The sequence below is a fragment of the Pandoraea vervacti genome, from assembly GCF_000934605.2.
In the GTDB taxonomy this organism is placed as follows: domain Bacteria; phylum Pseudomonadota; class Gammaproteobacteria; order Burkholderiales; family Burkholderiaceae; genus Pandoraea; species Pandoraea vervacti.
Window position 1 is genome coordinate 3,056,049 of record NZ_CP010897.2, and the last position, 25,340, is coordinate 3,081,388.

A 25,340-nucleotide genomic window follows, 5' to 3' on the forward strand; every position below is an offset into this window, starting at 1 on the left:
GCGCGAATGCCGCGTTCTGATGGACAGACGGGCGAAGAAAAGATTCATTTGAAAAGCACCGGGTACGTGAATCATCGGCGGTGTACCGAAGTGATGCGCAGCGTGTGCGGATCTTCTGTTAACGCATCACTTCACTCGAAAGACGTTGCGAATTTCGAGAGATATACGTGCTGCCATCCGTCGCATGAAAAGGATTGACCGCGCCGATAAAACGTACGCGGCATCGGGCGCGAGGCGATGCTCACGCGCCGAGGGCTTTCACGACCATGCCGAATGCCACGACCGCCATGAGCGCCGAGAAAATCTGCTGGAGCCGCGAGGCGGCCAGACGCGGTGCGAGGGCACGACCGAGCACCATGCCCGCCACGGCGCCCAGCACGAACGTCCAGCCCTGCATGCCCGGGTGCATGCCGTGCCACCACGCGTTGGCAACCGTACCGGCCGAAATCAGGGCAATGACGAAAAGCGACGTCGCGACCACGCCGTGCACCGTAATGTCGGTAAAGCGCCGTAGCGCGGGAACGATGACAAAGCCCCCGCCGACACCCAGTAATCCGGACGCAAATCCCGACACCGCACCAATCAGCCCGAGCGTACTCGCCACACGACGTGTCCAGTGAAGTCGTCCGGTCGAAGGATCCATTCGGCAAGGCGGCGATGGCGACGTGCAGGGCGTCGCGCCTTCGCTCGCACCAACCGGTGGCGTGCCGGCATTGGCGCGGGACGCCCGGTACATGCGTGCCGCAACGACCAGCATGGCGAGCGCGAAGAGTCCGACAAGCCAGCGCTCGGGCAAGCGATGCGCCAGCCAACCGCCGACCGGCGCGATGCAGACGCCGATTCCCGCCATCAGCATGGCCGCACGGTACCGCACGATACCCGCACGCAGCCCCTGTGCGCTTCCAACGGCAGCGCTTGCGCCTACCGCGAGCAATGCGACCGGTCCGGCCTGCGGCACCCCCCATCCCAGTCCGAAGACCAGTGCCGGGACGGCAAATATCCCGCCTCCGGCGCCGGTCAATCCCAGGACGAGGCCGACAGCCGCGCCGAGCAAGGCCGCCGTTGGCGAAAAACTCGATAGGTCGGGGAACATGGGCGAAATCCAGCAGAAAATGACCTGACCCGAAAGCCAAATCACTAATTTTCATATGCTTATTCCGATGAATTATATAGAACTGACGAATACCTCGCAAAGATCTGACCGCAGGGTGTGTTTTCCGTGGCGCGCCCCGGGACGCACGTTGATCTTCGACGATCCTGACACGGGCGTGGCGCCCAAAAGAAAAGCGGCGCTACCTGCGCGCCGCCTTATCCGAAAACGTGGGAATCCTCGAAACCTGACTACGTCGAAGACGTCCGCGCTTGTCTGGCCCACAACACTGCGCTCGCATCCAGCTCGGCAAGAATATCGCCCGTGTGCGCCCCGGGCGCTGGCGGGTCGAGCCGGGTGACGGGACTCTGTCCATTGAGCCGGACGGGCGAGACGATGGTGTGCGTCGTCTCGCCGCTAGGCAACACCATCGGACGTACCCATCCCATATGCGCTACCTGCGGGTCGGCCAGCACCCGCGAATACGTACTGATTTCGGTACACGGCACGCCAACGGCAACGAGTCGGGCCAGCCAGACACCGCGATCTTCGGCCACGAATACCGCTTCGAGCACGTCGCGCAACGCCGCCTGATGGCGGGCGCGCTCGCGTGCATTGCCAAATCGCGGATCGTCGAGCAGATCCACGCGATGCACCAGCGCGCAAATCGACTGCCAGTGGTCCGATGCGTCGAGGTCCATGCCGAAATATCCGTCACGGGCACGGAACGTGGGCCACGGGGCCGACGGGCCACCGAAACGCTGGCCACGGGCCTGCGCCTCACCGTCCAACGGCGCGGCCAGCGGCGACGCCCTCGTGAGTCCCACGGCCTCTGCCGGCGCTTGACGCCAATGCGTCGCTGGCAGCCCTTCCCGATCACTCTGACGCAAGAGCACCGACGGCTGCACCAGACCTGCGCGCTGCGCGGCTTCGGCGCCTGCGTCGCCTGCACGCAACGCGGCGATCGCGAGCGTCGCCCCGAGCATCGGCACGTCGATATGCACGCCGCTGCCGTGCAGTTTGGCCGACACGAGCGCCGCCGACACGGAGAACGCGGCATAGAGTCCGGCCGCAAGATCCGCCACGGGCAGATCGCGCGGCGGTTCGGCGCCCTGCGACACGGCGCCCAGCATGCTTCTCAGCGCCTCGAGCGCCGGTACGCCCCCCGCCTGCGTGGCAGAGCGCGGGCCATCCTGACCGAATGCGGAAATCGACACGTAGACGAGATGGGGCTGGACGCTCGACACAGTGTCGTAACCGAGCCCGGCACGCGCCAGGGTACCCGGCGGCATGCATTCGATAATGACATCCGCACCCCGCACGAGCGTATGCGCAAGACTACGGCCTTCCAGCGTGAGCAGATCGAGGGCGACGGAGCGCTTGTTGCGCCGCAAGCCCAATTGCGCCGATTCGCCGAGCGGGCTTTGGTGATCGTTGGACAGGTCGTCGACGGGATCGTCGACCATAATGACGTCCGCGCCCATGTCGGCCAACAACATGCCGCAATAGGCACCCGCCGCGCCGCGACAGAACTCGATGACGCGGATCCCCGTAAGTGGTGCGTTCAATATCTGACCCCTATTTGCCTGACGGTCTATTGTAGTTTTCAACCCTTGGCAACCGTCTGACGCGGCGTTGAGGCATTCTAGAACAGTTATTCGACGCCGGTCACTGCGAAAAAATGGCAGATCCGGGGCGCGTTGCCACCCGGCAACAAAGCCGTCCATACGGGCGTTAGCGTCACGCGTCCGACATGCGCATCAGGGCGCTGGCCCATCGCCCGAGCGCGGATCACACAGCCCATGGCCGTCCATCGATGTCCATCACAACCAACCGGCCTTCCGGAATTTCAGGAACAGCAGCGTATCGATGATGACCATCGCGGCGAGACACACAGGATAGCCATACGCAAACTTCAATTCGGGAATGTCGGCGAAGTTCATGCCGTAGATCCCCGCGATCATCGTCGGCACGGCGAACAGCGCGGCGAACGATCCGAGGCGCTTTGTCGTCTCGTTCTCGGACAGCGAAATCATGCCGAGATTGACCGACAAGGCCGTGGTCACCATCTCGCGCAGCAAATCGATATTTTTCGTAATGCGCTGCAGGTGATCGAACACGTCGCGGAAGTACTCCTGCATGCCACCGCACAGCTTCGGCGCCATGGCGCCGAAGAGCTTGCTGACCGCTTCCATGAGCGGCACGCAAGCATGTTGGAGCGTAATGAGCCGACGCTTGAGCTGGTACAGATCCTCGATGATCGCGCGGCCCTTGGTGGGGGCGTTCGGCGTGAATATCTGCTCTTCGATGGCTTCGAGCTGCGCTTCGAGATCGTCGAATACCGGGAAGTAGCTGTCGACGATGGCGTCCATCAGCGCGTAGAGCACGAAAATCGACCCCTGGCGCAGCAGGTGCGGCTCTTTCTCCGCACGGGCGCGCACCGCCCCCAGACCCTGCGTGGCGTTCGAGCGCACCGAGAGCACGTAATTGTGCCCGGCGAAAATCGCCACTTCGCCGATCGAAAAGTCGCCGGCGTCGTCCTTGTTGAGCACGTGAAGCACGGCGAAGAGCGAATCGCCATACTGTTCGATTTTCGGACGCTGGTGACCATGCTGCGCATCTTCGACGGCAAGGTCGTGCAGGCCGAACTCGTGTTGCATCTGCGCGAGCTCGCCCGGGCCGGGGTCCTTGAGCGCCACCCAGACAAAACAGTGCGGACGCTCGAGGTAGTCCGAGATTTCGTCGGGGTGCAGATCGGCAATCTTGCGGCCATCCTCATAGGCCACGCAATTCACTAGCATTCGTCTTCCTGGTCGAGGCGGCTGCCATGCCTCGCGCACGCAACGCAGGCGCCGGCAGACACGCGAACATGGCGACGAACGTCGTGACCGTTTCGCGACGGTTACGCGTTGCGTGTCTCCCGCACCTGCGCCGTCGATTGCAGCGGCAGCCGGATATGAAGAATGCCCGCCTCCATTTCCTTGTCTTCGACAAATCCGAGATGACGGGCGAGTGTCAGCATACGCGTATTTGCCGAGAGCACATAGCCGATGAGTTCCCCAGTGCCCCGCTTGCGGCTGTAGTCCACGATGTGTTCCATGAGCGCGCGGCCCAGCCCGCGCCCCTGCGCCGCCGGACTCACCGTGACCGCGAACTCCGCCACGGTGTTGTCAGGATCGGCCAGCGCCTGCACAACACCCAGCAATCGCGTGTTGCCCGCTTCATCCTTTTCCGTGGCCACAAACGTCATGGCCCGGTCGTAATCGATCTGCGTGACCCGCGCCATCTGCGAGTGCGACAACTCCTTGATCAGTCCGAAGTAGCGAAACTGCACGTCCTCCGGCGTGAGCGTGTGGAAAAACGCGTTGTAGGCAGGCTCGTCCTCCGGGCGGATCGGGCGCACCCGCACCGGCTTGCCGCCTGCATCCACCGTGCTTTCCAGTTCCTGCGGATATGGGGCGATGGACAGGCGCCCGTGCCCCGGCACGGCGGGCGGGCGCGCCACGATGCGGGCGTCGAGCGCGAGCACACCGTGGGCATCGGCAAACAGCGGGTTGATGTCGAGCTCGGCGATCTCCGGCACATCGCAGACCAGTTGCGAGAGCTTGACCAACGTCAGGTAAATGGCCTCGTGATCGGCGGCCGGCCGGTTGCGATAGCCAGCGAGCAATTTCGACACGCGCGCGCGGGCGACCATATCGCGCGCGAGGTTCAGGTTCAGCGGCGGCAGTCCGATCGTACGATCCGCAATGACCTCGACGGCGGTGCCCCCCTGCCCGAACAGGAGGACCGGTCCGAAAACACTATCGGTGGCCACACCGACGATGAGCTCGAACGCCTCGGCCCCGTTGGCCATGCGCTGCACCGAGTAGCCGGTCACACGGGCGTCGGGTTTTGCCGCCAGCGCCCGCTTGCGAATCTGGCGTGCCGACTCGATCGCCTGCTCCGGCGTTTCGATGTTCAGAACGACACCGCCGACGTCGGACTTATGGGTGATGTCGGGGGAAATCAGTTTGACCGCGACCGGAAAGCCGATGCCTTTGGCGAGTTCTCCGGCCAGTTCCGGCGTTTCGGCCACGAGCGTCTCGACCACAGGAATGCCATACGCCGACAGTACGCCCTTGGCTTCCGGCTCCGTGAGCAGCGCGCGCCCCTCTTGCATGGCGCTGTCGACGATGGCGCGCACTCGCGCCACGTCGGGCGCAAAACCCGGGGGAATCGACGGGGGCGTTTCCATCAGCAGCGCCTGGTTACGCCGGTAATTGACGGCTTCGAGAAACGCCCGCGCGGCATTTTCCGGCGTGTCGTAAGTCGGCAGCCCCGCTTCGCGGCAGATGCGCCGCGCCCGCTCAGCGGTGTCCCCGCCGAGCCAGCAGGTGAACACGTTCTTGGATGGCCGGGGTAGCCCAGCAAGCGCATTCGCGACATCCAGACTCGGCATGACGGCCGTGGGCGCCTGAATGAACAGCACCGCGGCCGTTTCCTGGTCCTCGCACAGGGCGGCGAGCGTGGCCGTGTATCGTTCGAGATCGGCGTCGCCACCGATATCGACGGGATTGACTCGGCCGAGGGTCTTCGGCAGTACGGCGTCAAGCGCGTCACGCGTCTTGTCGCTCAGGTGCGCGAGCTTGCCGCCGTCGAGCACGAGCGCGTCGGTCGCCATCACGCCGGCGCCGCCTCCATTGGTCATGATCGAGAGCTTGTCGCCCACGAACGGTCGCAGACGCGCAAGTGTCTCGACCGCCGCGAACAGTTCGTCGGTCGTGTCCACACGCAGCATGCCGGCGCGCCGGATCGCGGCGTCGTACACGTCGTCCGATCCGGCGAGCGCGCCCGTGTGGGACGCGGCCGCCTGTGCGCCTTCCGGCACACGCCCCGACTTGATGACGACCACCGGCTTGTTGCGCGCCGCCGCGCGCGCGGCGGACATGAACTTGCGCGCATCGCGAATCGATTCCATGTACATCAGAATCGCATCGGTACCGGGGTCGCTCGCGAGATAGTCGAGCATGTCGCCGAAGTCCACATCGGCACTGTCGCCCATTGAAACGAAATGCGAGAAGCCGATCTCGCGCGCATCGGCCCAGTCGAGCACCGCCGTGGTCAGTGCGCCCGACTGAGAAACGAAAGCGAGCTTGCCCGCCCTTGCCCCCATGTGCGCAAAACTGGCGTTCAATCCAATGCCGGGACTTAGCAGACCGATACAGTTCGGTCCGAGAATACGCAACACGTGCGGCTTCGCGTTCCTTAGCATGCGATCCTGCAATGTCACGCCATGCCGGTCCTTTTCACGCGCCAGGCCGGACGTCAGCACCACCACCGCGCGCGTGCCGCGCTCGCCCAGTTCCCGGATGAGTTCGGGCACGGTCGCGGGCGGCGTACAGATCACGGCAAGATCGGGGGCCTGCGGCAGATCGCTCACGTCGCGGTAGCACTTCACGCCGGCCAGCGTCGAGTACTTCGGATTGATGGGATAGATATCCCCCTTGAATCCCCCGTCGATCACATTCTGGAGCACCGTCGTCCCCACGCGCCGCTCACGATTGGACGCACCGATCACGGCGACCGATTTCGGCTGGAACATCTGGCTCAGGTTACGGGTGGTCATGGTGACTCCGGGGGAGGTAAGGAAGATAGGCGGCGTAGAACACACAGGGGAAGACATGCGAGCGCGCGCCCGGCATCATGCCTGGGCGCGCGCTCGTCAATGCAGCCAATGCACACGGTCCGCTCGAATCGGACGGCTCCCGCCGAATCGGACCCACTCAGACCGAATCGGCGACAACGCCGACCCAACGGGCAAAGGTGGGCCGGGCAAGCGGTATCGAATGCGACAGCGCGGGCATCCGCACGGGATGCCCGACAACCGGTTTACTCGCCGCGCAAGTGCGCTTCGACTTTCCACAGGTGGTCGTCGACACCCCGCGAGATTTCGGTGAAGACATCCGAGGTGGTGGCGTCGCCGATTTGCGCAGACGCGTCGATCAGGCCGCGAATGATTTCGCCGTATGCGGCAAGCGCTTCGGCAAGCGCGGCGGCGTGATCGAGCCCCCGCTTGAATTCGTTCTTGTACGTCGGCAACTCCGTCTTCTGGGCGACGGTCTGCACGCGCCCGTCCGCCACCCCGCCCAGTGCCACGAGACGCTCGGCGCAAAGATCGGCCCACTCGATGGCGGCGTTGTAGACCTCGTCGAACAGCAAGTGCAATTCGATAAAGCCGGGGCCGTGCACGTTCCAGTGCGCCTGCTTCGCCTGGCGCTGCACGTCGATGCCGTTGACCAGCCCGCGATTGAGCTGATTGACCGATTCGATACGGATCTTTTCACCGAGGGTGTTACGCGTATGATTCAAAGCCATTTGACACTCCTGACGTCTGGCGACCCGCAGGTCGCCGGGGGGAAGCCGTCGGCACCGGACGCCGGCATGACAGGGTCATTGCGTCATGCGAGGGGTCCGGGTGGACGAAGGGAATCGAATGCGTTTCACGAAAACGACGACAACATCTGGCGCTACCTGGGATGTCCCGAGGGCGCCTGCGACAGCCCATGCGGCGCGCCCCGCAGTTTGAAGCCCGCCATCACCAGCAACACGCCCCACACGATGGCCCAGGATCCGATGGCCCAGATGAGCGCAAGCGCGCCCGCGCCGGGCTGCCACATGATGAAGATGGCGAACAGAATACTGAAGACACCGGAGAGAATGACCCACAGTTCGCCCTTGACCTCGCGCCGCAACGCGATGCCGGCGGCCACCTGCAGCACGCCGGTGACGAAACTCCAGGCCACGATATAGATAAGCAACGCAACGGCGGTCAACGCCGGGTTGAGATAAGTCAGGACTCCGATGACAATGCCCGCAATACCCTGCAACAAGGGCAGCCACCAGTCGGCGTGCTCTTGACGCGCACTCCATGCGGCCCCGAGCGAAAACACGCCATCGACGAACGAAAACGCGCCGAAACACAGCACCAGCACCGCAATCGTGACGCCGGGCAAGGCAAAGGCCGCGATGCCGAAGATCACGGCCAACACACCGCGCAACACAAGCAACCACCAGTATTTCGACAGAAGTCTGAGCATGGCATCCCTCTCGTGAAATAACCGCAGGCAGCGACGACGGGCGACTGACGTCCTACCACACGTTCGATGTGGGCAGGCGCCCGATGCGCGTAAGAGGTCATTCTAGAGAGGCCTTCGACGTCAGATCAAGTGAAATATGTGCGAAAGCTTGTGCAACCTGCACGCGCTTTGACGAGCGTCATTTTCGTCGGCTTCCCTCCGCTTCTCTTCGATTCCCGCCGATTCCGTCCACCCGCTGCCGCCGAATCCTGCACGACCATTTCGGCCTCGCCGCCCGACATCGCCCATCGTTATTGCGACATGCCGTCGCCTCCACCAACGTCACCGCACCATCGTTGCCCTCGCCGCGCGTTAGGGTGCGCGCTGCGTGATACCCAACCATGCGCGTTGCGCGTATGCCGACGACGCGTGGCAAGCGGCGGCGCCACCATCGATTGGGACGATTCCGAAAACTCCTTAAGCGCGAATATTTCGGGTAAATGCCTTCATAGACTACGTAAAAAGCGTCCGAAAAGTGCGCAAGAAGCGTCCGACAAGCGTCCGAAATATCACGGGTTAACGGGCCTGGCGCCAAGGTGATGATCGACGTCGATAACGTAGTCCCCGCAATACAACATCGGATTTTCACATAGGACTCCAAAGGAGAAACATCATGAATCGACCGCAACGCTGCCTGGCCTTCGCGGCAATGGTCGCCGTGCTCGGGTATCACACGCCCACCCCCGCAGCCGTCTATTCCAATGGGTCGGCGACCGCGCAAATGCGCGTGCAGTTGACGATCCTCCCCGGCTGCACGATTGCCACCACGCCGATGACCTTCAACGCGGTGCAGGGTTCGGCGACAGGACCGGTGGCGAGCACGGCGTCGCTTACGGTTGTCTGCACGGCGTCGACGGGATACAACATCGGCCTGAACGCAGGCACGGTGCCGAACTCGACCGAGACGAACCGGTTGCTCGCGGGCACGCTCACCGGGAATACCACGACCATTCCGTTCGGGCTGTTCCAGGACGCCGGCTACGCCACCCCCTGGGGCAACACGCAAGGCTCGAACACGCTGAGCGACGCCGGCACGGGTGTGCTCAAGACGTACACGGTCTACGGGCAGGCCACGTTGTCGGCCACCATGCCCGCGCCGGACGTCTACTCGTCGACGGTCACGGCCACCGTCTACTTTTGACATGCCGGGGTCATCATGACGGTCACGACTCCCACGAGACGATGTGTTGTCCGACGGCCCACGGCATACGCCTGCGGTGGTGCGTTCGTCGCCATGCTGATGCTGTGCGTGACCGACGGCAACGGCGCCACGCTTCAGGTCTCTCCGGTCATCGTCAATATTCTCCCGACGCAACCGGCCACCACCTTGACGCTGGGCAATTCCGGCGACCTGCCGATCCACGGTCAGTTGCGGCTGTATGCCTGGACGCAGCGCAACGGCGAGAACGTGCTGACCCCCACGCAAGCCCTGATCGCCAGCCCGCCGATCGTGCGCATCGAACCGGGCGAGCGGCAGATCGTGCGGCTCGTGCACGTGGCGCGCAAGCCCGATGGCAATGAGCAGAGCTACCGGCTAGTGGTCGACGAACTGCCCTCGGTCGACACGCCCGCCTCCGACGGCGTATCCATTCGCCTGCGTTATTCGCTGCCCGTGTTCGTCCAGACGAGGGGTTCGCGCTCGCCGTCGCTGCGCTTCGACATCCGGATGGCGCGCGGCGAACTGGCGGTCCGCAACGACGGAGAGCGACACGCACAACTGGGCGCCACGCGCGTGCTCGACGCGTCGGGGCGAAGTGTCGAACTCACTCGCGGCCTGCTCGGTTATGTGCTCGCAGGACAAACGCGCCGCTTCGCGGTGCGCTGGCCCGCCGGCGCACCGCCCGTCGCCCCGTTCACGGTAGAGTCGCGCGTCGACGCCGTCCCGATGCGCTTTGACGCCGATGTTTCGCCGGATGGCGAGCGCTAGCCGTGTGCGTGTGCGCCTCAAACGAGCGCATCGTCAGGTGGGCCATTCCCCGGGGCACGCCGAGTGCGCCACGACAGGCATCGCGGCGTCGACGTCGATGACCGTCACGCTGGTCGCATGGGCGACCTTCGCCTGCGCGCCGGCCTGCGGCACACCGGCCCGCGAGACTGCCCCCGACATGGTGGCTGCGGCGAATGGCGCCGGTGCGTCGCCTCGCCCGGCCTCATCGGCAGCGACGGGCCGCACGACGTTGTTCGACGACGCGACGCCAACGGCGGCGGGCACCTCCGCTCCCGTGCGCACCGGCGGCATTTCCCGGCTCGACGGCCCCTACGTTCTCGAAGTGCTCATCAACGGCGAATCGACCGGACGTCTGGCGCCATTCACCCGACGGCATGGACGCTGGTACGCGAAGGCAGGCGACTTGCGCGCGCTGGGTCTCACGGCCGACGGGCTTCCCGACGCGCGCGCTGCCGAGGTCGCCCTCGACTCGCTCGACGGCATTCGCGCCGCCTACGACGCCTCGCAACAAACGCTCTCGCTCACGGTGGGCGACGCCTGGCTCTCCCCCTACCGATTGGGCAGCCCGCCGCCGCTCGTCATTGGTGCGTCGGCAGACCCCGGGCTGATCGTCAACTATGACGGCTACGTGCAGCGCGAGCGGTTCACGCGGACATCGCTCTGGAGTGAAGTGCGCGGGTTCTGGTCCGGCGGCACCGTGCAGCAAACCGGCCTTGCGGAATACTCCCGCTGGCGGCACGGCTATCGGCGATACGACACCTGGTGGCAGCACGACGACCCTGCACGCCTGAGCACATGGATCGCGGGCGACCTCATTACCGGCTCGCTGTCGTGGAGCCGTTCGCTGCGCATTGCGGGCCTGCAATGGCGGCGCAACTTCGCACTTCGTCCCGATCTTGTGACGTTTCCGATGCCTGCCTTGCACGGCAGCGCCGTCGTCCCGTCCTCCGTCGACCTCTACCTGGACGGCGTGCGGCGCATGAGCGCACACGTCCCGCCCGGCCCCTTCGTCATTCAGGAGACGCCGGGGCTCACGGGCGACCTGCAAGCGAGCGTGGTCACGCGAGACGCGCTCGGGCGCGAACGGATCACGACGGTCCCGCTCTACATCGACCCACGTCTGCTTGCCCCCGGTCTGTCGAGCTTTTCCGTGGAAGCCGGCTTGCCGCGAGACGATTACGGCGTGCGCTCGTGGTCATATCGGCACCATCCGGTCGCCTCGGTCGCCGCACGTTACGGCGCGACGGATACCGTAACGGTAGAAGCGCAGGCGCAGGCCGGGCGACGCCTCGCATTGGGCGGCGCCGGTGTGCTGATGGCGCTGGGTCAGGCCGGCGTCGTGAGCGCCTCGGTCGCCGTCTCCGGCGGACACGGCGCCGGCAGCCAGTGGAGTGCGGGATATCAATATCTGTCGCGAGGGCTGAGCGTCGACGCGCAACTGATCCGCACGGCGGGACGCTACCGCGACATCGCCACGCTGGACGGCCTGCCCGTGCCCGACGCCAGTGATCGCGTGAGCGTGTCCGTGCCCTTCGCGCGCGGCAGCACGGCGTCTCTGGCATGGTTCGCGCAGCGCACGCCGCGTCAACGTCCCACACGTGTCCTCTCTGCGAGCCTGACGCTGCCAGCGGGCACGCGCGGCATGCTGTCGATCGGCGGCTTTCGCGACTTCGCACGACGACGCGCTCACGGCATTTTTGCGATGCTCAGCGTGCTGCTGGGCGGCGGCGCACAGGGCGCACAGGGTTCCGAAGGCGGGAATGCCGCGCTCGGCACCACATCGTTTAGCCAGCAGGACGGACAAACGCAGGCATGGGCAGGCGCGACCCGCACGCCCGACTACCACGGCGGCTGGGGATGGCAGGTCCTGGGCGGACGGGCATTCTCGCAACGAACGATGCAAGGCGAAGTCCAGTATCTCGGGCGTCACGGCGAGATCTCCGCACTCGCGCAGCAGGTGGGACGCCGCTCGAGTGCGGCCCTCGGCATGGCCGGCGCGCTCGTCGTCATGGACAACAGCGTGCACGCCACGCGACGTACGTACGACGCCTTCGCGCTGGTAAGCACCGACGCGCAAGCCCACGTCCCGGTGCTGCGCGAATCGATCGCTGTCGGGCATACCGATTCGCACGGCTATTTCCTCGTGCCGGACCTGAACGGCTTCGAAGCGTCGCGCATCGGCATCGATCCCGTGCATCTGCCTGCCGATCTGGAGGTCGTTACGACCGAGCGACGTGTTGCGCCACAGGCACGCAGCGGCGTGCTCGTGCACTTTCCCGTGCGGCGCTACCGGGCCGCGCTCGTCACCCTCGTCGACGCTGCGGGGCGGCCGCTACGCCCGGGAACGTCAGTGCGCCACGTGCAAAGCGGCAGGGCGACGGTCGTGGGTTACGACGGCGAAGTGTTCATCGACGCACTCGTCGCGCGCAATACGCTGGAGTCGCGCGACGCGGGGCAACGCTGTCGCGTGTCATTCGACTGGACCTCGCCTCGGCACGGCCGCATCACCCGCGTGGGACCCCTGGCTTGCGTTGCCTTCGGCGCGCTGGCGACGGACAAGGCGCTGCCTTCGGCTGATGCGACGACGACGGAATCGAACGCGACGCCAGGGCCCGCGCCATCCGCCCAGGAGAATCGCTCATGACCCGCGCTCGTGGCAGGTGCATCGCATCGCGCACCCTCACCTTCGCTGCGATCGCCCTCGGGGGCCTCGCCCTGGACCCCGGCGCGTTTGCGCAGACGTGCTCGGTCGGCACGCCCAGCCTCGCCTTTGCCGCCTTCAGTCCCATCTCCGGCTTTGCGCTCTCGGCAACCGGTACGTTTCCCGTGTCGTGCACGTGGCCCGCGCTCGGCGGCAATCCAAACGTCAAGCTATGTCTTGCGCTTGGCGCCCCCCAGCCGCTTGTCCTCTCCAGCCCCGGTAACGCTGGGAGCACCATCAATTTCGGACTCTTCACCGACCCCTCGTTTTCCAACGCCTGGGGCAGTGGCGTGAGCAACGTGATCTCGCTCACGATCGTTCGTCCATTACTGGGCGCAACCGTGACGCAGAACGTGAACTTCTATGGAAGGATCCCCGCCGGGCAAACGACTGTGCCCACGTCCGGCAGCGGCAACACCGTCTACTCGCGCACGTTCGTGTCGGCCGAGACGTCGCTGCAATACGCGTCATATGCCGCGCTCGCGCCGGCGCCCGCATGCGGCGACGCCATGACGGCCGCGCCCGGCGCACCGTTCACCGTCAACGTGACGGTCATCAACAACTGCACGATTGCCGCGACCAACATCACGTTCGCCACCCAATCGACGCTTGCGAGTCCCGTGACCGCCACCGGACGACTGACGGTGCAGTGTACGAACAACGATGCGTTTCGCGTCGGTCTGTCAGGCGGATTGCAAGGCACGGTCACGTCGCGCGCCATGACGGGGCTCACGTCCAGCGTGAACTATCAGCTATATCTGGACAGCGGCTACGCCACCGTTTGGGGGGACGGCACGTCCGGCACATCGCAACTCACCGGCGTGGGCACCGGTCTGGTTCAGGCGGTTCCGATCTATGCGCGTGTACCGGCGCAATCCACACCGCCGCCCGGGGTCTATACCGACACGGTGACGGCCACGATCGAGTTCTGAGCAATCCGCGTGGCCGACGCAGGCGACGGGTTGAAGGCGACGTGCAAAAGACGTGCTGCAGACGTGCAACAAACGGTAGTAGCGAAGCCGCCTAGACGGCCTCGGCACGCGGCGGCTTGAGCGGCAGCACCTGTACGCGATCCCCGTGTTTGACGCCCAACGCCTTTGCGGCGTGCGCCGTCATGGAAAACGCGCGTCGCTCCGGGCGGCCGGTCAGCAGCGTGGCACGAAAGCCTTCGAGACTCAGGCAGGCGACGAGATACGGTTCGGCATTGGCCACTGCCGGCGCCGGATTGCCGCTCTCGGATGACACGATGTTGACCGACAGATATCGACTGTCGCGCGCCGCGCGCAAATCGGCCACACGGGCTTCGAGCACCGGCCCGCTGTCGAAAATGTCGACATGCGCGCCGGAGCGCATTCCCTCCTGTTCCAGCAGACGACGCGCCGGCAGTGTGTCCCGATGCGTGACGCCAATGGCGGCCTGTGCCTGCGGCGACAGGAAATCGACGTAGATGGGGTACTTCGGCATCAGTTCGGCAACGAACGATTTCTTGCCGATGGACGTCAGGTAGTCGGCCTGATCGAAGTCGATCTTGAAAAAGTGCTGGCCGAGCGACTGCCAGAACGGGCTTTGCCCTTCGTCATCGAAGAATCCGCGCAATTCTGCGCACACCTGCGGGCCGAAGCGTTCCGGGAACTGCGCCATGAACAGAAAGCGCGCTTTGGATAACAACGCCCCGTTTCCATGGCCGCGCCACTTCGGATCGAGCAGCAACGAGCAGAGTTCGCTGTAGCCCGTGAGATCGTTGGAGAGCGAGAGCGTCAGCATGCGCGACCAGACGTTGAGCTCGCGGCTCGCATGCACGATGGTGTCTTTGCGATACGTATAGAACGGCTGATCAAGCCCAACGGCCGCCTCCAGCCCGCACACGCCGGCGATCTCGCCGGTGTCCACGTCTTCCATCACGAACAGATAGCCTTGCTCGGCCGTGGGTGCGGTGCCTCCGAGCGTCGCCGCCACCCGCGCCAGACGCGCCTCCAGCGCCGCCCGGTCCGGCTTGAACGATGTCATGCCGGGGCCGGCTAGCGCCGCCAGCGCCAGCAGTGCGGGCAAATCGGCGGGCCGAGCGAGCCGCACCACACGCAATGAATTCGCCGCGCCCTCACCCATGAGGCTCACGTCCGTGTCGGCGTCGGCCGCGGGGACCGCCGCATGGCCTGTCGCTTTCGACGCTTTCGAGGCTTTCGAAGGGGTCGGCGTTTGCATGGTGTGTACGGTGCGCGTGGTGTGCGTCATGTGAAGCATCCCGTCATTTGGATGAAAAACGGGCCGGAGCGACGTCACCCGTCGGTCCGGCCCGTCGTCCTGGGCATGGGCTCAGGTCCTGGCGTTCAATGAGGCGATCAGGCGGCCTTTGCCGTTGCGGCCACCGTAGCGACCGCCTTCTCCAGCGAAGCCAGACCCGCGTCGATGTCGGCGAACGGAATGTTCAGCGACGGCGCGAAGCGCACCACGTCGCCGCCCGCCACCAGCAGCATCAGGCCATGCTTTTCCGCCTCGACCACGATGTCCTTGGCGCGTCCGGCGAATGCTGGCTTGAGCACCGCGCCGATCAGCAGGCCCATGCCACGCACCTGCTCGAACACGCCGTGACGCGCATTGATCGCCTCGATCCCCTTGATGAAGTGATCGTGACGGGCCTGCACGCCCTTGAGCGTTTCAGGCGTGTTGATCAGTTCCAGCACGCGACCCGCGATGGCCGTGGCGAGCGGATTGCCACCGTACGTGCAACCGTGCGTGCCCGGCGAGAAGCTCGCTGCGATCTTGCTCGTGGTCAGAATGCCGCCGATCGGATAGCCGTTGCCCAGCGCCTTGGCCGTGGTCAGGATGTCCGGCGTCACGCCATATTGCTCGTAGGCGTAGAGCGTGCCGGTACGACCGACGCCCGTCTGCACTTCGTCGAAAATTAGCAATGCGCCGTGTTGATCGCACAACTCGCGCAGCCCCTTCAGGAATTCGGGATCGGCGGGCAGCACGCCGCCCTCGCCCTGCACCGGTTCGACGATGACAGCTGCCGTGGCGTCCGAAATCGTCGCCTTGACGGTCTCGAGATCGTTGTACGGCAAATGCATGATGCCGGCCGGAATCGGACCGAAGCCTTCGGTGTACTTCGCCTGACCGCCCACGCTCACCGTGAACAGCGAACGACCGTGAAACGAGTTGTAGAACGAAATGATTTCGCTCTTTTCCTTGCCACCACGCTCGGCGGCATGGTCGTAGGCGTAACGACGGGCGAGCTTGAGGGCGGCTTCGTTGGCTTCGAGGCCCGAATTGCAGAAGAACGCCTTGTCGGCGAACGTCGCTTCGGTCAGGGCCTTGGCCAGACGCAGCACCGGCTCGTTGGTGTAGCCGTTACCGATATGCCAGACCTTGCGGGCCTGATCTTCGATGACCTTCACCAGTTCCGGATTGGCATGGCCTAGCGCGTTGACCGCGATACCGCCGGTGAAGTCGACATACTCGCGACCTTCCTGATCCCACATGCGCGAGCCTTCGCCGCGCACGGGCACCATCTGGGCAGGAGCGTAATTGGGCACCATCACGTCGTCGAACGTCTGGCGGGTCACAGCGATTTGCTGGCTCATGACTACCTCGTGAAATCGGAGTGCAATCTGCGATTGCGGGGCAGGCCCGGACAAAGGTCGCTGCCCTGTGAAAAAACCTGGCGGTGGCTCAGGGTGCCTGCGACGCGCCGGCACATGAGGTCACTCGGCGCGCGTACCCTCGCATTGTAATCAGATGCGGCGCGCCGATGTACCCTCATCGTGCGCCGACATCGTGAGAATTACAGGACTTTGCGCAAGAATTCCCGCGTGCGCTCGTGTTTGGGCGCCGTGAAGATCTGCTCGGGCTTGCCTTCTTCCATGATCACGCCCTGATCGATAAAGAAGACACGATCGGCGACTTCGCGGGCAAACCCCATTTCGTGGGTCACCACAACCATGGTCATGCCCTCTTCCGCGAGCGACTTCATGACTTCCAGCACTTCACCGACGAGTTCCGGATCGAGCGCCGACGTCGGCTCGTCGAACAGCATGACCGTGGGGTGCATCGCGAGCGCACGGGCAATGGCCACACGTTGCTGCTGGCCGCCGGAGAGCTGGTTCGGGAACGCATCGATCTTGTCGATCAGGCCAACCTTGCGCAGCAGTTGCTCAGCGATCGTCACCGCCTCCTGACGCTTGATACCGTTGACCTGCATTGGCGCGAGAACCAGATTCTCGAGCACCGACATATGCGGGAACAGGTTGAAACGCTGGAACACCATGCCCACGCTCGCGCGCATGGCGTTCATATCGGTCTTCGGGTCTTCCACGTGAAAACCGTTGACGAGCACTTCACCGCCGCTGACATCTTCCAGACCGTTCAGGCAGCGCAGGAACGTGCTCTTGCCCGAGCCCGAAGGCCCGATCACGCAGACCACTTCCTTTTCTTCGATGCGGCACGAAATGCCGCGCAGCACGTGCGACTCGCCGTACTGCTTTTGCAGGTTATTGACGACGATCACCTTTGCCGTACCTCGTTTCCAGATGTTGAACAAATGCCGACAGCACCAGCGTGATCACCCAGTAGATGAGCGAAATCGTCAGATACGGCTCCCAGTAACGCGCATAGGCGCCCGATACCGTGCGCGCGGCGTATGCGAGCTCCGCCAGACCGATGGCCGACGCGAGCGACGAGTCCTTCACGATGGCGATGGCGTTGTTGCCCAGCGGCGGCAGCATGCGACGAAACGCCTGCGGCAGCACCACCTTGCGCAGCGTCTGCATGTAGGTCATGCCGAGCGAGCGCGCGGCTTCCGCCTGTCCACGGTCGATCGACTGGATACCCGCGCGGAAGATTTCCGACACGTACGCGCCCGCGTTCAGTGAGATGGCCAGCACCGCCGACATGAACGCGCCGTACTGCGAGCGGATTTCGCGGGCAAAGTCGCCGCTGACGATCAGACCACCCGACGGGTTGATCAGCACCGGCATCAGCGCGAAGTGGATCAGCAGGATCTGCACGAACAGCGGCGTGCCACGGAAAAAGCTGACGTAGAAGCGCACCGGATATTGCACCGCGTAGCGCAGGAAATACTTATAGAAGCCGTGACGCGCTTCGGCCAGTCGACCGACGCCCAGCACAAGCCCAAGCAACGTGCCGGCGATCACACAGATCACCGTGCACTTGAGCGTCATCAGCGTGCCCTCGACGAACAGAGGCATGTATTCGCTGATGATGTTCCACTGGAACCCACCCATGAAGCACCTTTCTCACAAAATGAAACGAACCGGCTGCCCGGCGGAAAAACGCACGCGGCCCGGGGGTTGACGTCGGCAATCGACGATCAGCTCACGGGCCGCGAGTGGCCAGAGTCTCTGGCGCGCGTGGCGCGAATCTTGCACGCGTTAAAGGGGCTCGCCTGTTACTGCTGCGGCAGGGTCGGCACGTCGGCATCGAACCACTGCTTGTAGATCTTGGCGTACGTACCGTCGGCCACGATCTTCTTCAGGCCGGTATTGATCTTGTCCAAAGCAACCTTGTTGCCCTTCTTCACGGCGATGCCGAAGTACTGGCGCTTGAACTTGTTGTCATAGACCAGCTTGAACGGCTTTTCCGGATGGCTCTTGATGTAGAACTTGATCACGCCGACATCGCCCACGGCAGCGTCCACACCGCCACGATACAGTTCTTCGAGCATCAGCGGCGTGTTGTCGAAGCGACGGATGGCAGTGCTGGCACGGCCCAGCTCTTCCGACACGGCGATATCGCCCGTGCTCGAATTCACCACACCGACCTGAAGCTTCTTCAGATCGGCCAGGCCGGCGACTTTGGCGCCCGGCGCGGTAATGATGACCTGATCGGCCGGGAAGTACGGTGCCGAGAAGTCGACCATTTCACGACGCTTGTCGGTAATGGTGATGCCGGAAATGATGATGTCGCGATCGCCCTGGTCGAGCGTGGCGAAGATGCCTTCCCACGGGGTGCTGACCAGCTTAACGTTGAAGCCGCCGGCCTTGCCGACCGCCTTGATGATGTCGATATCGAAGCCGACCAGTTCCTTTTGCGGCGTTTCGAATTCGAACGGACGGTACGTGCCGCCTGCGCCCACGGTGTAGGTGGGATCGGCTGCCTGCGCGGCCGGCAGCGCGGCGAAGGTCGTCAGAATACAGGCGGCGGCCAGCACCAGGCGCTTCGTCAACATATTGATTTCCTTGGCGAGAATTCTTGAAAGAGCGCAATGATACTCCTCGCTGCCCCCGAAACGTAAAAAACCCGCCGAAGCGGGTTTTCACGTTGCGCTCTCGCGACGCGATGTGAAATTCTCACCGGACGATAATGCCCGCAGGCGGCTCGGGGGGCGCAGGACACCGCGCATGCAGTGCCCTGCCGGCCCCTGGCGAACGCCTCGAATTCAGAATGCGCCCGCCGCAATCGGGCCGGCAGCCTCACCGGGACCGAAAACGACGTCGCGATACGTCTTGCCTGCCGGAATCATCGGGTAGACATCGTCTTCGCGAGCGACGAGCACATCGAGCAAATACGGCTCGCTCGGGTCCTGAAGCATACGGGCCAGCGCGGCCGGCAGTTGTTCCGCGCGGGTCACGCGCGCGCCCGCCACGCCGTATCCTGCCGCGATCGTCACGAAGTCAGGGTACGGATGGCCCTCGTCCGCCCCCTGCGCAGCGTTGGGATCGACCAGCGAGGACGCCACACGGTTACGCGAATAGATCATGTCCTGCCACTGCCGCACCATGCCCAGCCACTGGTTGTTGATGACCAGCACCTTCACGCCCAGCCCATAGCGTCGGCACGTCGACAACTCGTTGACGGACATGTTCAGGCTGCCGTCACCGTCGATATCGATGACCGGCACGTCGGGAAGCGCCACTTTCGCGCCGATAGCCGCCGGCAAACCGAACCCCATCGTTCCGAACCCGGCACTCGAGAGAAACGTGCGCGGTTCGCGAAGACGCAAATGCTGCATGGCCCACATCTGATGCTGTCCCACGCCGGTCGTGACGACCGCTTCAGGCGGCAACAACGCCGCGAGCGAGGCAATGACATCCACCCCGGTCAGCACACCCGCAGCGTCAGGGCCGGCGGGTTGCGGCGCGCGCAGCGGATGCGCTTCGCGGCGCTCGCGCAAATAGGCATGCCACGCTGGCACGTCGCGGCGCTTCGCGTGCGCCAGCAGGCCAGCAAACGCATCGCGCAGGTCCGCGTGCACACCAAGCGTGACCGGTTTGTTTTTGCCGATTTCGGCGGCATCGACGTCGATGTGGACGATTTTGGCGTGACGGGCAAACGATGCCGGATCGCCGATCACCCGATCGTCGAACCGCACCCCGAGCGCCAGCACAAGATCCGCCTCGTTGACAGCGACATTGGCCACATGAGCGCCATGCATGCCGAGCGGGCCGAGCAACAGCGCGTGGGCATCGGGCATCGCCCCCAGCCCCATCATGGTGAGCGCGACCGGACAATCGAGTGCCTCGGACAGCGCCACGAGTTGCGCCCCGGTGCCCGAGGCGATCACACCACCGCCGGCGTAGATCACCGGCCGTTCGCTTTGCGAAAGCAATGCCGCGATGCGTTGCGCCGTTTCGTCGCTCATGCCAGCAGGCACGGCGGACGTGACGCGCTTGTCGGTAGGCTGGTCGGGACGCGCCTGCTGGATGTCCTTCGGGAAGTCGAGCAACACCGGGCCGGGACGTCCCGCCAACGCACAGGCCGCGGCTTCACGCAGCGCCGCCGGGATGTCGCGCGCCTCACGCACCTGACGGGCCAGCTTCGTAACCGGCCGGGTAATGGCGACGATGTCCACTTCCTGGAACGCATTCTTTCCCAGCCAATGGGTCGCCACGTTCCCGGTGATGGCAAGAATCGGCACGGAGTCGCTGGCCGCATCGGCAATCCCCGTGACCAGATTGGTGGCGCCCGGCCCCGACGTGGCAAGACATACGCCCAGCTTGCCGGTCGCACGGGCATAACCCTGCGCGCCGAAGACCGAACCTTGCTCGTGCTCGGTCCGTACCAGCGTGATGGACACCCGCGAGAGTGCGTCGAGCATTTCGAGATTGGCCCCGCCCGGATAGCAGAACACCGTATCGATGCCAATATCGACCAGCGTGCGTGCAATGAGATCTGCGCCTTTGGCAGACAACGGAGCAACAGGCTGGGCGACGGCACCGGTCGCGGTTTCGGCAGCGGGCAAAGTCAAATCGAGTTTCATGGGTATGGGGTTTCCTGCGGATTCAAACGAGCTTGAGGGAAGGCTTGCGGCACTATCACACAGGATGAGAGTTTACGGGGATCGCTCGGTAAATGCTTCGCGTATCGTTGACAAAAGTGCGTTCATTTCACATGATTCATTCAATTTTCGACGGCAACGGGAATAAATTATGCAACTCGACGAATTTGACGAGAAAATCCTCGCGCTCCTGCAGGAAGACGCCTCGCTCTCGGCGGCGCAGATCGGCGAACGGATCGGATTGTCGCAATCGCAGTGTTGGCGCCGGATCGACAGGCTGGATGCCGAAGGCGTGATCGAGCGGCGCGTCGCACTCGTCGATCGGAAGAAGGTCGGGTTGAACGTGATGCTGTTTGCTCACGTAAAACTGGCCGGGCATAACCGCAGTGCGCTGCCCGAATTTTCGAAGGCGATACAGGAATTCCCGGAAGTGCTCGAATGTCACGTGCTGATGGGCAACGTCGACTTTCTGCTTCGCATCGTGACGCGCGACGTCGAGGCCTATGAACGCTTCTTCTTCGAGCGTCTCTCGCAATTGCCGATGGTGCAGGAAGTCAACTCGATGATTGCGCTTTCCCAAATCAAGTCGACAACGGTGCTCCCGATCGGCAACGCTCAATCGGGCGGACATTCCGCCGGCCCCGGCGCGGCAGGCGGCAGTGCGCCCTCCCATTCGTGACGCCATTCGACAAACGGCTGTCGCGAAAGCGCCGCTAGACTGATGTTTCCGACCTTCATGGAGATACCCTGTGGCGAGGCGCGTACGGCAAGGCAAAGGATGACGCACATGGCGGCAAATGTGGCGTTCGAGGCAACGCGCTACGTTGGACAGCACCCACGCAAGCCTCTATCCTTAAGCATCCACTACGGGAGCCTCGCATGAAACGTTGGTTCGGAATGACTGTCGCAGCCGCCATCGTCGGCGTCACGGCCTGGTGCATGATCCCCGCCCACGCGGCGTTGCAAAACGGCGCATCGGCGCCCGACTTCAAGGCCCAGGCGTCGCTCGGCGGCAAAGTCTTCACTTTTTCGCTGGCCGACGCGCTCAAGCAGGGCCCCGTCGTGCTGTACTTCTATCCGGCCGCGTTCACCGCGGGTTGCACGATCGAGGCACACGATTTTGCCGAAGCAACCGACGCGTTCAAGGCCATGGGCGCCACCGTCATCGGGGTTTCGCACGACAACATCGACACACTCAACAAATTCTCCGTGTCCGAGTGCCGCAGCAAATTTGCGGTAGCTGCCGACACCGACCAGAAGATCATGAAGTCGTATGACGCGGTGCTCGCACTAAAGCCGGACATCGCCAATCGCATTTCGTACGTGATCGCCCCCGACGGCAAAGTGATCTACAGCTATGTCAGCATGGATCCGGACAAGCATGTGCAGAACACGATGGCAGCGGTTCGAAAGTGGCACGAGACGCATCACTGATGCCGCGCGTCGCGTGATTCGCTCGCGTGACCGGCATGACCGCTTTGATTCCCATTGTTTTCCTGACCCGCTTCACCCGCTTCACCTGCATCCCCTGCATCAAGGCGACAGGCGGCTAGGCGTCAAGGCACCAAGGCATCACCCGCTTTTCAGGGCTTTACCGATGAGGACGGCATGAGCACGGCACCACCGACCGCGAGGGCGATCGCCCGCGCACAGACCCGCAGCGAGGAACTCGCCAACAGCCTCAGTCACGGCCTCGCCTGCCTGGCGGCCCTCGCGGCAATTCCGTTTCTCTTCACGGCGGTACGCCCCGCGTTGCCCAGCCCGAGCGCCGTGCAGCAGATCGGCATCGGGGTGTTCGCGGTCACGATGGTGGTGGTCTATCTGGCATCCGCCCTGTATCACGGACTGCCCGACGGACGCGCGAAACGCCTTTTCATGCGGGTCGACCACTGCGCGATCTTTCTCTTCATCGCCGGCACCTACACGCCCTTCACCGTCAAGATTCTCAACGACCCATGGGGCTGGCCTCTGCTCACCGGCGTATGGACGATGGCCATCGCCGGTCTGATTGCCAAATCGCTCGGCCTGCTCGACCGCCCGCTCGTCTCCACGCTGCTCTACATCGCGCTTGGCTGGGTGGCCGTGCTGGTCGCCGGACCGGTGCTCGCGGCCATCCCCGGACCGGGTGCCGGATGGCTGTACGCCGGGGGCGTGGCGTACACCGTCGGGGCGATCTTCTATTCCCTCGACGGCCACATCAAGTTCGGGCATCTCGTGTGGCATCTGTTCGCCATCGGCGGCACCGTTTGCCACTACCTCGCCGTGTGGCGGTACGTCTGAACCGGGTCGAGCCGCTCGCGGAACAACCTCGGACGACCTCGGACGATCCTGGACGATGTCGCCCCCGTCCGAGTCCCCTCCGCGCCCCCTTCCATACGCGGCCGTGCCCGCCACTCAGTCTGTCCCTCGTTGCGAGCATAACGCTGCCCGGCAGCTTTCGAGCTTTTGTGCGAGACGCTCGCATCGTGCCGTGAGCACGGGATCGCCGAACATTCGGCAAGCGCCGCGCATGCGGTGAAGCAGCGCCTGAGCCGCATGAATGTCTTCAGCCCGACGCCTTGCGATCAGACGACGAAAGCGCGCCAGATCCTTTGCCATTTCGTCGCGCATCATGCGTCGCGCGTGCGGATCCTCTCTGAGCGGTGTGCGTGGCTTGGGTGGCTTGGGTGGCTTGTGCGGCATGTGAGGTCGTGCCGGCGCCCCCTCCTTCCCCCTCGTCCCCTTCGCCCCCTTCGCCCCCGCTTCGTTCGGGCGCTCGTTCCACGCCTCGTCCCACGCCTCGTCGAGCGCCGGCCATCGCACGGACAAGGTCTGCGCAAGCCGCTCCCGGGAAACCGGCTTCGTCAGCACATCGTCGATACCGGCGTCACGCGCCGCGCGCGCCTCGACGACCGAGCCGGTCACTGCGAACACCACCGGTTCGCGTCGACCGAGCAGGGGCGCCAGCGCGTGCAATGTCTTCGAGAGCGCGAGACCGCTCACGCCATCGAGATGAACATCGGTGAGCACGACGTCGACGTCCAGTGCAACCCATTGCACCAGCGCATCCGTGAGGTCTTGGGCCGTTGCGACATGGCAGCCGAGCGCCGTCAACTGTTCGCCGAGAATCTGCCGATTCATGGCGTGGTCATCGACAACGAGCGCCTGTAAGCCCGGACGCACGGCAATCCGTTGCACGGGCGCCGCTATCGGCACGTCGCGGCGCACGCGTGGCGACGCGAGCGCGCCCGCGCCCTCCGAAGCCTGTTCCCGGGCCATCTTCCTGCCAACGTCGGTTGAGGATCCGGACGGCATCTGCGGCTTGAACGGTGAGAGCGGTGAGAGCGCTGAGAGCGGTGAGGAAGGCGCGAAAGGCACTGACAGGCGAAACCGCGCGCCGGTCGGCGACGGCTCGGCGCACAGCATGCCGCCGATACGCCGCGCCCATTGACGGGCGATCCATAGCCCCAGACCCGTGCCCTTCGTGGCCGGATCGGCCCGAGCGAACGCCGCAAAGACGGCGTTCTCCATTCCCGCCGGAATGCCCGGCCCCGTGTCGGTCACGTGGATTGTCAATCGCGACTCGGCACCGTTTCGCCGCATGTTGGTGTGCGGCGCCCCCCCACGCCTTTCACCCTGCGCGCCGCTCCCATGGCCCCCGTGGCTGCCGTCGGCGTCGTCTCCCTCCGGTTCCTTGGCCTCCTCCCAGGACACGCGAACTGCCACGCCACCGCACATCGTGTATTTCAGCGCATTATCCACGAGCGTACGCACGATCTGCCGCAACCGACCGGCATCGCCCCACAGAAATACCGGCACGTCGTCCCCAATCTCGCACGTCAGCGCCAGCGCTTTGGTCCTGGCCGCATCGCGAAAGGCATCCACCTCGGTATCGAGGCACGCCCGCACCTCGAATACCGCTTCTCGCAGCGGCAGTTGCGCAATCTCGCCCTGGCCGAGTTGCAAGACGTCATCGACCACCCCGGCCAGCACATCGAGCATGTCGCGCATGTTGCCCAGGCGTCGGCGCGGACCGTGCATGTGGGCACTGTCGTCGGCACCGTCGTCGACAGCGGCATCGTGCTCGGTGCGTGCGGTCATGGCGTCGAGATGCCCCTGCAAGACCTGCAAGGGCGCGCGCAACTCGTGCACCAACGCCAGCCGAAACGTGGCGACATCCACCGCGCCGTTCCTTACACAGCCTTCCGGCGAACTGTCCTTATCCACGGCATACCGTCCCGCCTCCGGGCTTGCGGATCGTAACTTGAATT

Annotated in this window: 20 protein-coding genes; 7 read left to right on the forward strand and 13 right to left on the reverse strand. The window is 64.4% G+C overall.

The features are described from left to right. Nucleotides 1-241: 241 nt before the first annotated feature. The 6 genes from UC34_RS13440 to UC34_RS13465 form a co-directional block, all read right to left on the reverse strand. The gene (locus tag UC34_RS13440) at nt 242-1,093 is read right to left on the reverse strand and encodes a sulfite exporter TauE/SafE family protein (protein WP_044458156.1); all 852 of its coding nucleotides are present in this window, start codon (nt 1,091-1,093) and stop codon (nt 242-244) included. Nucleotides 1,094-1,341: 248 nt separating this feature from the next. Continuing rightward, nucleotides 1,342-2,658, reverse strand: a complete 1,317-nt coding sequence (locus tag UC34_RS13445) for a CaiB/BaiF CoA transferase family protein (RefSeq protein ID WP_052811042.1) — start codon at nt 2,656-2,658, stop codon at nt 1,342-1,344. Nucleotides 2,659-2,913: 255 nt separating this feature from the next. Then, on the reverse strand, nt 2,914-3,891 hold the full coding sequence (gene corA, locus UC34_RS13450) for a magnesium/cobalt transporter CorA (RefSeq protein ID WP_044455944.1): 978 nt from the start codon (nt 3,889-3,891) through the stop codon (nt 2,914-2,916). Nucleotides 3,892-3,992: 101 nt separating this feature from the next. Next, a complete protein-coding gene (locus UC34_RS13455; protein ID WP_044455945.1) occupies nt 3,993-6,698 on the reverse strand; it encodes a bifunctional acetate--CoA ligase family protein/GNAT family N-acetyltransferase in 2,706 nt (901 codons plus the stop codon). Nucleotides 6,699-6,961: 263 nt separating this feature from the next. Continuing rightward, nucleotides 6,962-7,447 (reverse strand): DNA starvation/stationary phase protection protein Dps, encoded by a 486-nt coding sequence (gene dps, locus UC34_RS13460; RefSeq protein WP_044455946.1) that lies wholly within the window; start codon nt 7,445-7,447, stop codon nt 6,962-6,964. A gap of 152 nt (nt 7,448-7,599) precedes the next feature. Beyond that, nucleotides 7,600-8,169, reverse strand: coding sequence for an HdeD family acid-resistance protein (locus UC34_RS13465; RefSeq protein ID WP_044455947.1), 570 nt, complete (start codon nt 8,167-8,169; stop codon nt 7,600-7,602). Nucleotides 8,170-8,821: 652 nt separating this feature from the next. Between UC34_RS13465 and UC34_RS13470 the strand changes: the two genes are divergently transcribed. From UC34_RS13470 to UC34_RS13485, 4 genes are read left to right on the forward strand one after another with little or no spacing between them, the layout of a single operon-like run. Next, a complete protein-coding gene (locus tag UC34_RS13470) occupies nt 8,822-9,349 on the forward strand; it encodes a Csu type fimbrial protein (protein WP_044455948.1) in 528 nt (175 codons plus the stop codon). A gap of 15 nt (nt 9,350-9,364) precedes the next feature. Next, nucleotides 9,365-10,135 carry a fimbrial biogenesis chaperone gene (locus tag UC34_RS13475; RefSeq protein ID WP_084070633.1) on the forward strand — a complete coding sequence of 257 codons (771 nt, stop codon included), beginning with the start codon at nt 9,365-9,367 and terminating at the stop codon, nt 10,133-10,135. Between the two features lie 37 nt (nt 10,136-10,172). Continuing rightward, nucleotides 10,173-12,800, forward strand: a complete 2,628-nt coding sequence (locus tag UC34_RS13480; RefSeq protein WP_167370661.1) for a fimbria/pilus outer membrane usher protein — start codon at nt 10,173-10,175, stop codon at nt 12,798-12,800. Next, nucleotides 12,797-13,789, forward strand: coding sequence for a Csu type fimbrial protein (locus UC34_RS13485; protein WP_052811044.1), 993 nt, complete (start codon nt 12,797-12,799; stop codon nt 13,787-13,789). The genes UC34_RS13480 and UC34_RS13485 overlap by 4 nt, the downstream gene beginning before the upstream one ends. 91 nt (nt 13,790-13,880) lie before the next feature. Here the strand turns inward: UC34_RS13485 and astA are convergent, their stop codons facing one another. The 6 genes from astA to ilvB form a co-directional block, all read right to left on the reverse strand. After that, nucleotides 13,881-14,939 (reverse strand): arginine N-succinyltransferase, encoded by a 1,059-nt coding sequence (gene astA / locus UC34_RS13490; protein WP_044458160.1) that lies wholly within the window; start codon nt 14,937-14,939, stop codon nt 13,881-13,883. Between the two features lie 257 nt (nt 14,940-15,196). After that, nucleotides 15,197-16,438 (reverse strand): aspartate aminotransferase family protein, encoded by a 1,242-nt coding sequence (locus UC34_RS13495; RefSeq protein ID WP_044455950.1) that lies wholly within the window; start codon nt 16,436-16,438, stop codon nt 15,197-15,199. A gap of 200 nt (nt 16,439-16,638) precedes the next feature. Then, a complete protein-coding gene (locus UC34_RS13500; RefSeq protein ID WP_044455951.1) occupies nt 16,639-17,361 on the reverse strand; it encodes an amino acid ABC transporter ATP-binding protein in 723 nt (240 codons plus the stop codon). Continuing rightward, a complete protein-coding gene (locus tag UC34_RS13505) occupies nt 17,345-18,097 on the reverse strand; it encodes an amino acid ABC transporter permease (RefSeq protein WP_044455952.1) in 753 nt (250 codons plus the stop codon). Before UC34_RS13505 ends, UC34_RS13500 begins: the two co-directional genes overlap by 17 nt. A 164-nt stretch (nt 18,098-18,261) precedes the next feature. Then, nucleotides 18,262-19,041, reverse strand: coding sequence for a basic amino acid ABC transporter substrate-binding protein (locus UC34_RS13510; protein WP_084070636.1), 780 nt, complete (start codon nt 19,039-19,041; stop codon nt 18,262-18,264). Nucleotides 19,042-19,251: 210 nt separating this feature from the next. Then, entirely contained in the window at nt 19,252-21,072 is a 1,821-nt protein-coding gene (gene ilvB / locus UC34_RS13515) for a biosynthetic-type acetolactate synthase large subunit (RefSeq protein ID WP_044455953.1), read from the reverse strand. 169 nt (nt 21,073-21,241) lie between these two features. Between ilvB and UC34_RS13520 the strand changes: the two genes are divergently transcribed. The 3 genes from UC34_RS13520 (at nt 21,242) to trhA (ending at nt 23,370) form a co-directional block, all read left to right on the forward strand. Continuing rightward, on the forward strand, nt 21,242-21,769 hold the full coding sequence (locus UC34_RS13520) for an Lrp/AsnC family transcriptional regulator (RefSeq protein ID WP_237165108.1): 528 nt from the start codon (nt 21,242-21,244) through the stop codon (nt 21,767-21,769). Nucleotides 21,770-21,969: 200 nt separating this feature from the next. Then, nucleotides 21,970-22,524, forward strand: coding sequence for a peroxiredoxin (locus UC34_RS13525; RefSeq protein WP_044455954.1), 555 nt, complete (start codon nt 21,970-21,972; stop codon nt 22,522-22,524). Nucleotides 22,525-22,698: 174 nt separating this feature from the next. Continuing rightward, complete coding sequence (gene trhA, locus UC34_RS13530; protein WP_044455955.1) at nt 22,699-23,370, forward strand: PAQR family membrane homeostasis protein TrhA; 672 nt, start codon at nt 22,699-22,701, stop codon at nt 23,368-23,370. Between the two features lie 114 nt (nt 23,371-23,484). Here the strand turns inward: trhA and UC34_RS13535 are convergent, their stop codons facing one another. After that, nucleotides 23,485-25,296: a sensor histidine kinase gene (locus tag UC34_RS13535; protein ID WP_167370662.1), complete on the reverse strand. Its 1,812-nt coding sequence runs from the start codon at nt 25,294-25,296 to the stop codon at nt 23,485-23,487. Nucleotides 25,297-25,340: the final 44 nt, after the last annotated feature.

Excerpts from the sequence above, each read along its gene's own strand:
- UC34_RS13505 (WP_044455952.1), bottom strand. The coding sequence starts at position 18,097 with ATGGGTGGGTTCCAGTGGAACATCATCAGCGAATACATGCCTCTGTTC.
- corA (WP_044455944.1), bottom strand. The coding sequence starts at position 3,891 with ATGCTAGTGAATTGCGTGGCCTATGAGGATGGCCGCAAGATTGCCGAT.
- dps (WP_044455946.1), bottom strand. The coding sequence starts at position 7,447 with ATGGCTTTGAATCATACGCGTAACACCCTCGGTGAAAAGATCCGTATC.
- ilvB (WP_044455953.1), bottom strand. The coding sequence starts at position 21,072 with ATGAAACTCGATTTGACTTTGCCCGCTGCCGAAACCGCGACCGGTGCC.
- UC34_RS13475 (WP_084070633.1), top strand. The coding sequence starts at position 9,365 with ATGACGGTCACGACTCCCACGAGACGATGTGTTGTCCGACGGCCCACG.
- UC34_RS13495 (WP_044455950.1), bottom strand. The coding sequence starts at position 16,438 with ATGAGCCAGCAAATCGCTGTGACCCGCCAGACGTTCGACGACGTGATG.
- UC34_RS13525 (WP_044455954.1), top strand. The coding sequence starts at position 21,970 with ATGAAACGTTGGTTCGGAATGACTGTCGCAGCCGCCATCGTCGGCGTC.
- trhA (WP_044455955.1), top strand. The coding sequence starts at position 22,699 with ATGAGCACGGCACCACCGACCGCGAGGGCGATCGCCCGCGCACAGACC.
- UC34_RS13440 (WP_044458156.1), bottom strand. The coding sequence starts at position 1,093 with ATGTTCCCCGACCTATCGAGTTTTTCGCCAACGGCGGCCTTGCTCGGC.
- UC34_RS13520 (WP_237165108.1), top strand. The coding sequence starts at position 21,242 with ATGCAACTCGACGAATTTGACGAGAAAATCCTCGCGCTCCTGCAGGAA.
- UC34_RS13455 (WP_044455945.1), bottom strand. The coding sequence starts at position 6,698 with ATGACCACCCGTAACCTGAGCCAGATGTTCCAGCCGAAATCGGTCGCC.
- UC34_RS13470 (WP_044455948.1), top strand. The coding sequence starts at position 8,822 with ATGAATCGACCGCAACGCTGCCTGGCCTTCGCGGCAATGGTCGCCGTG.
- UC34_RS13510 (WP_084070636.1), bottom strand. The coding sequence starts at position 19,041 with ATGTTGACGAAGCGCCTGGTGCTGGCCGCCGCCTGTATTCTGACGACC.
- UC34_RS13465 (WP_044455947.1), bottom strand. The coding sequence starts at position 8,169 with ATGCTCAGACTTCTGTCGAAATACTGGTGGTTGCTTGTGTTGCGCGGT.
- UC34_RS13485 (WP_052811044.1), top strand. The coding sequence starts at position 12,797 with ATGACCCGCGCTCGTGGCAGGTGCATCGCATCGCGCACCCTCACCTTC.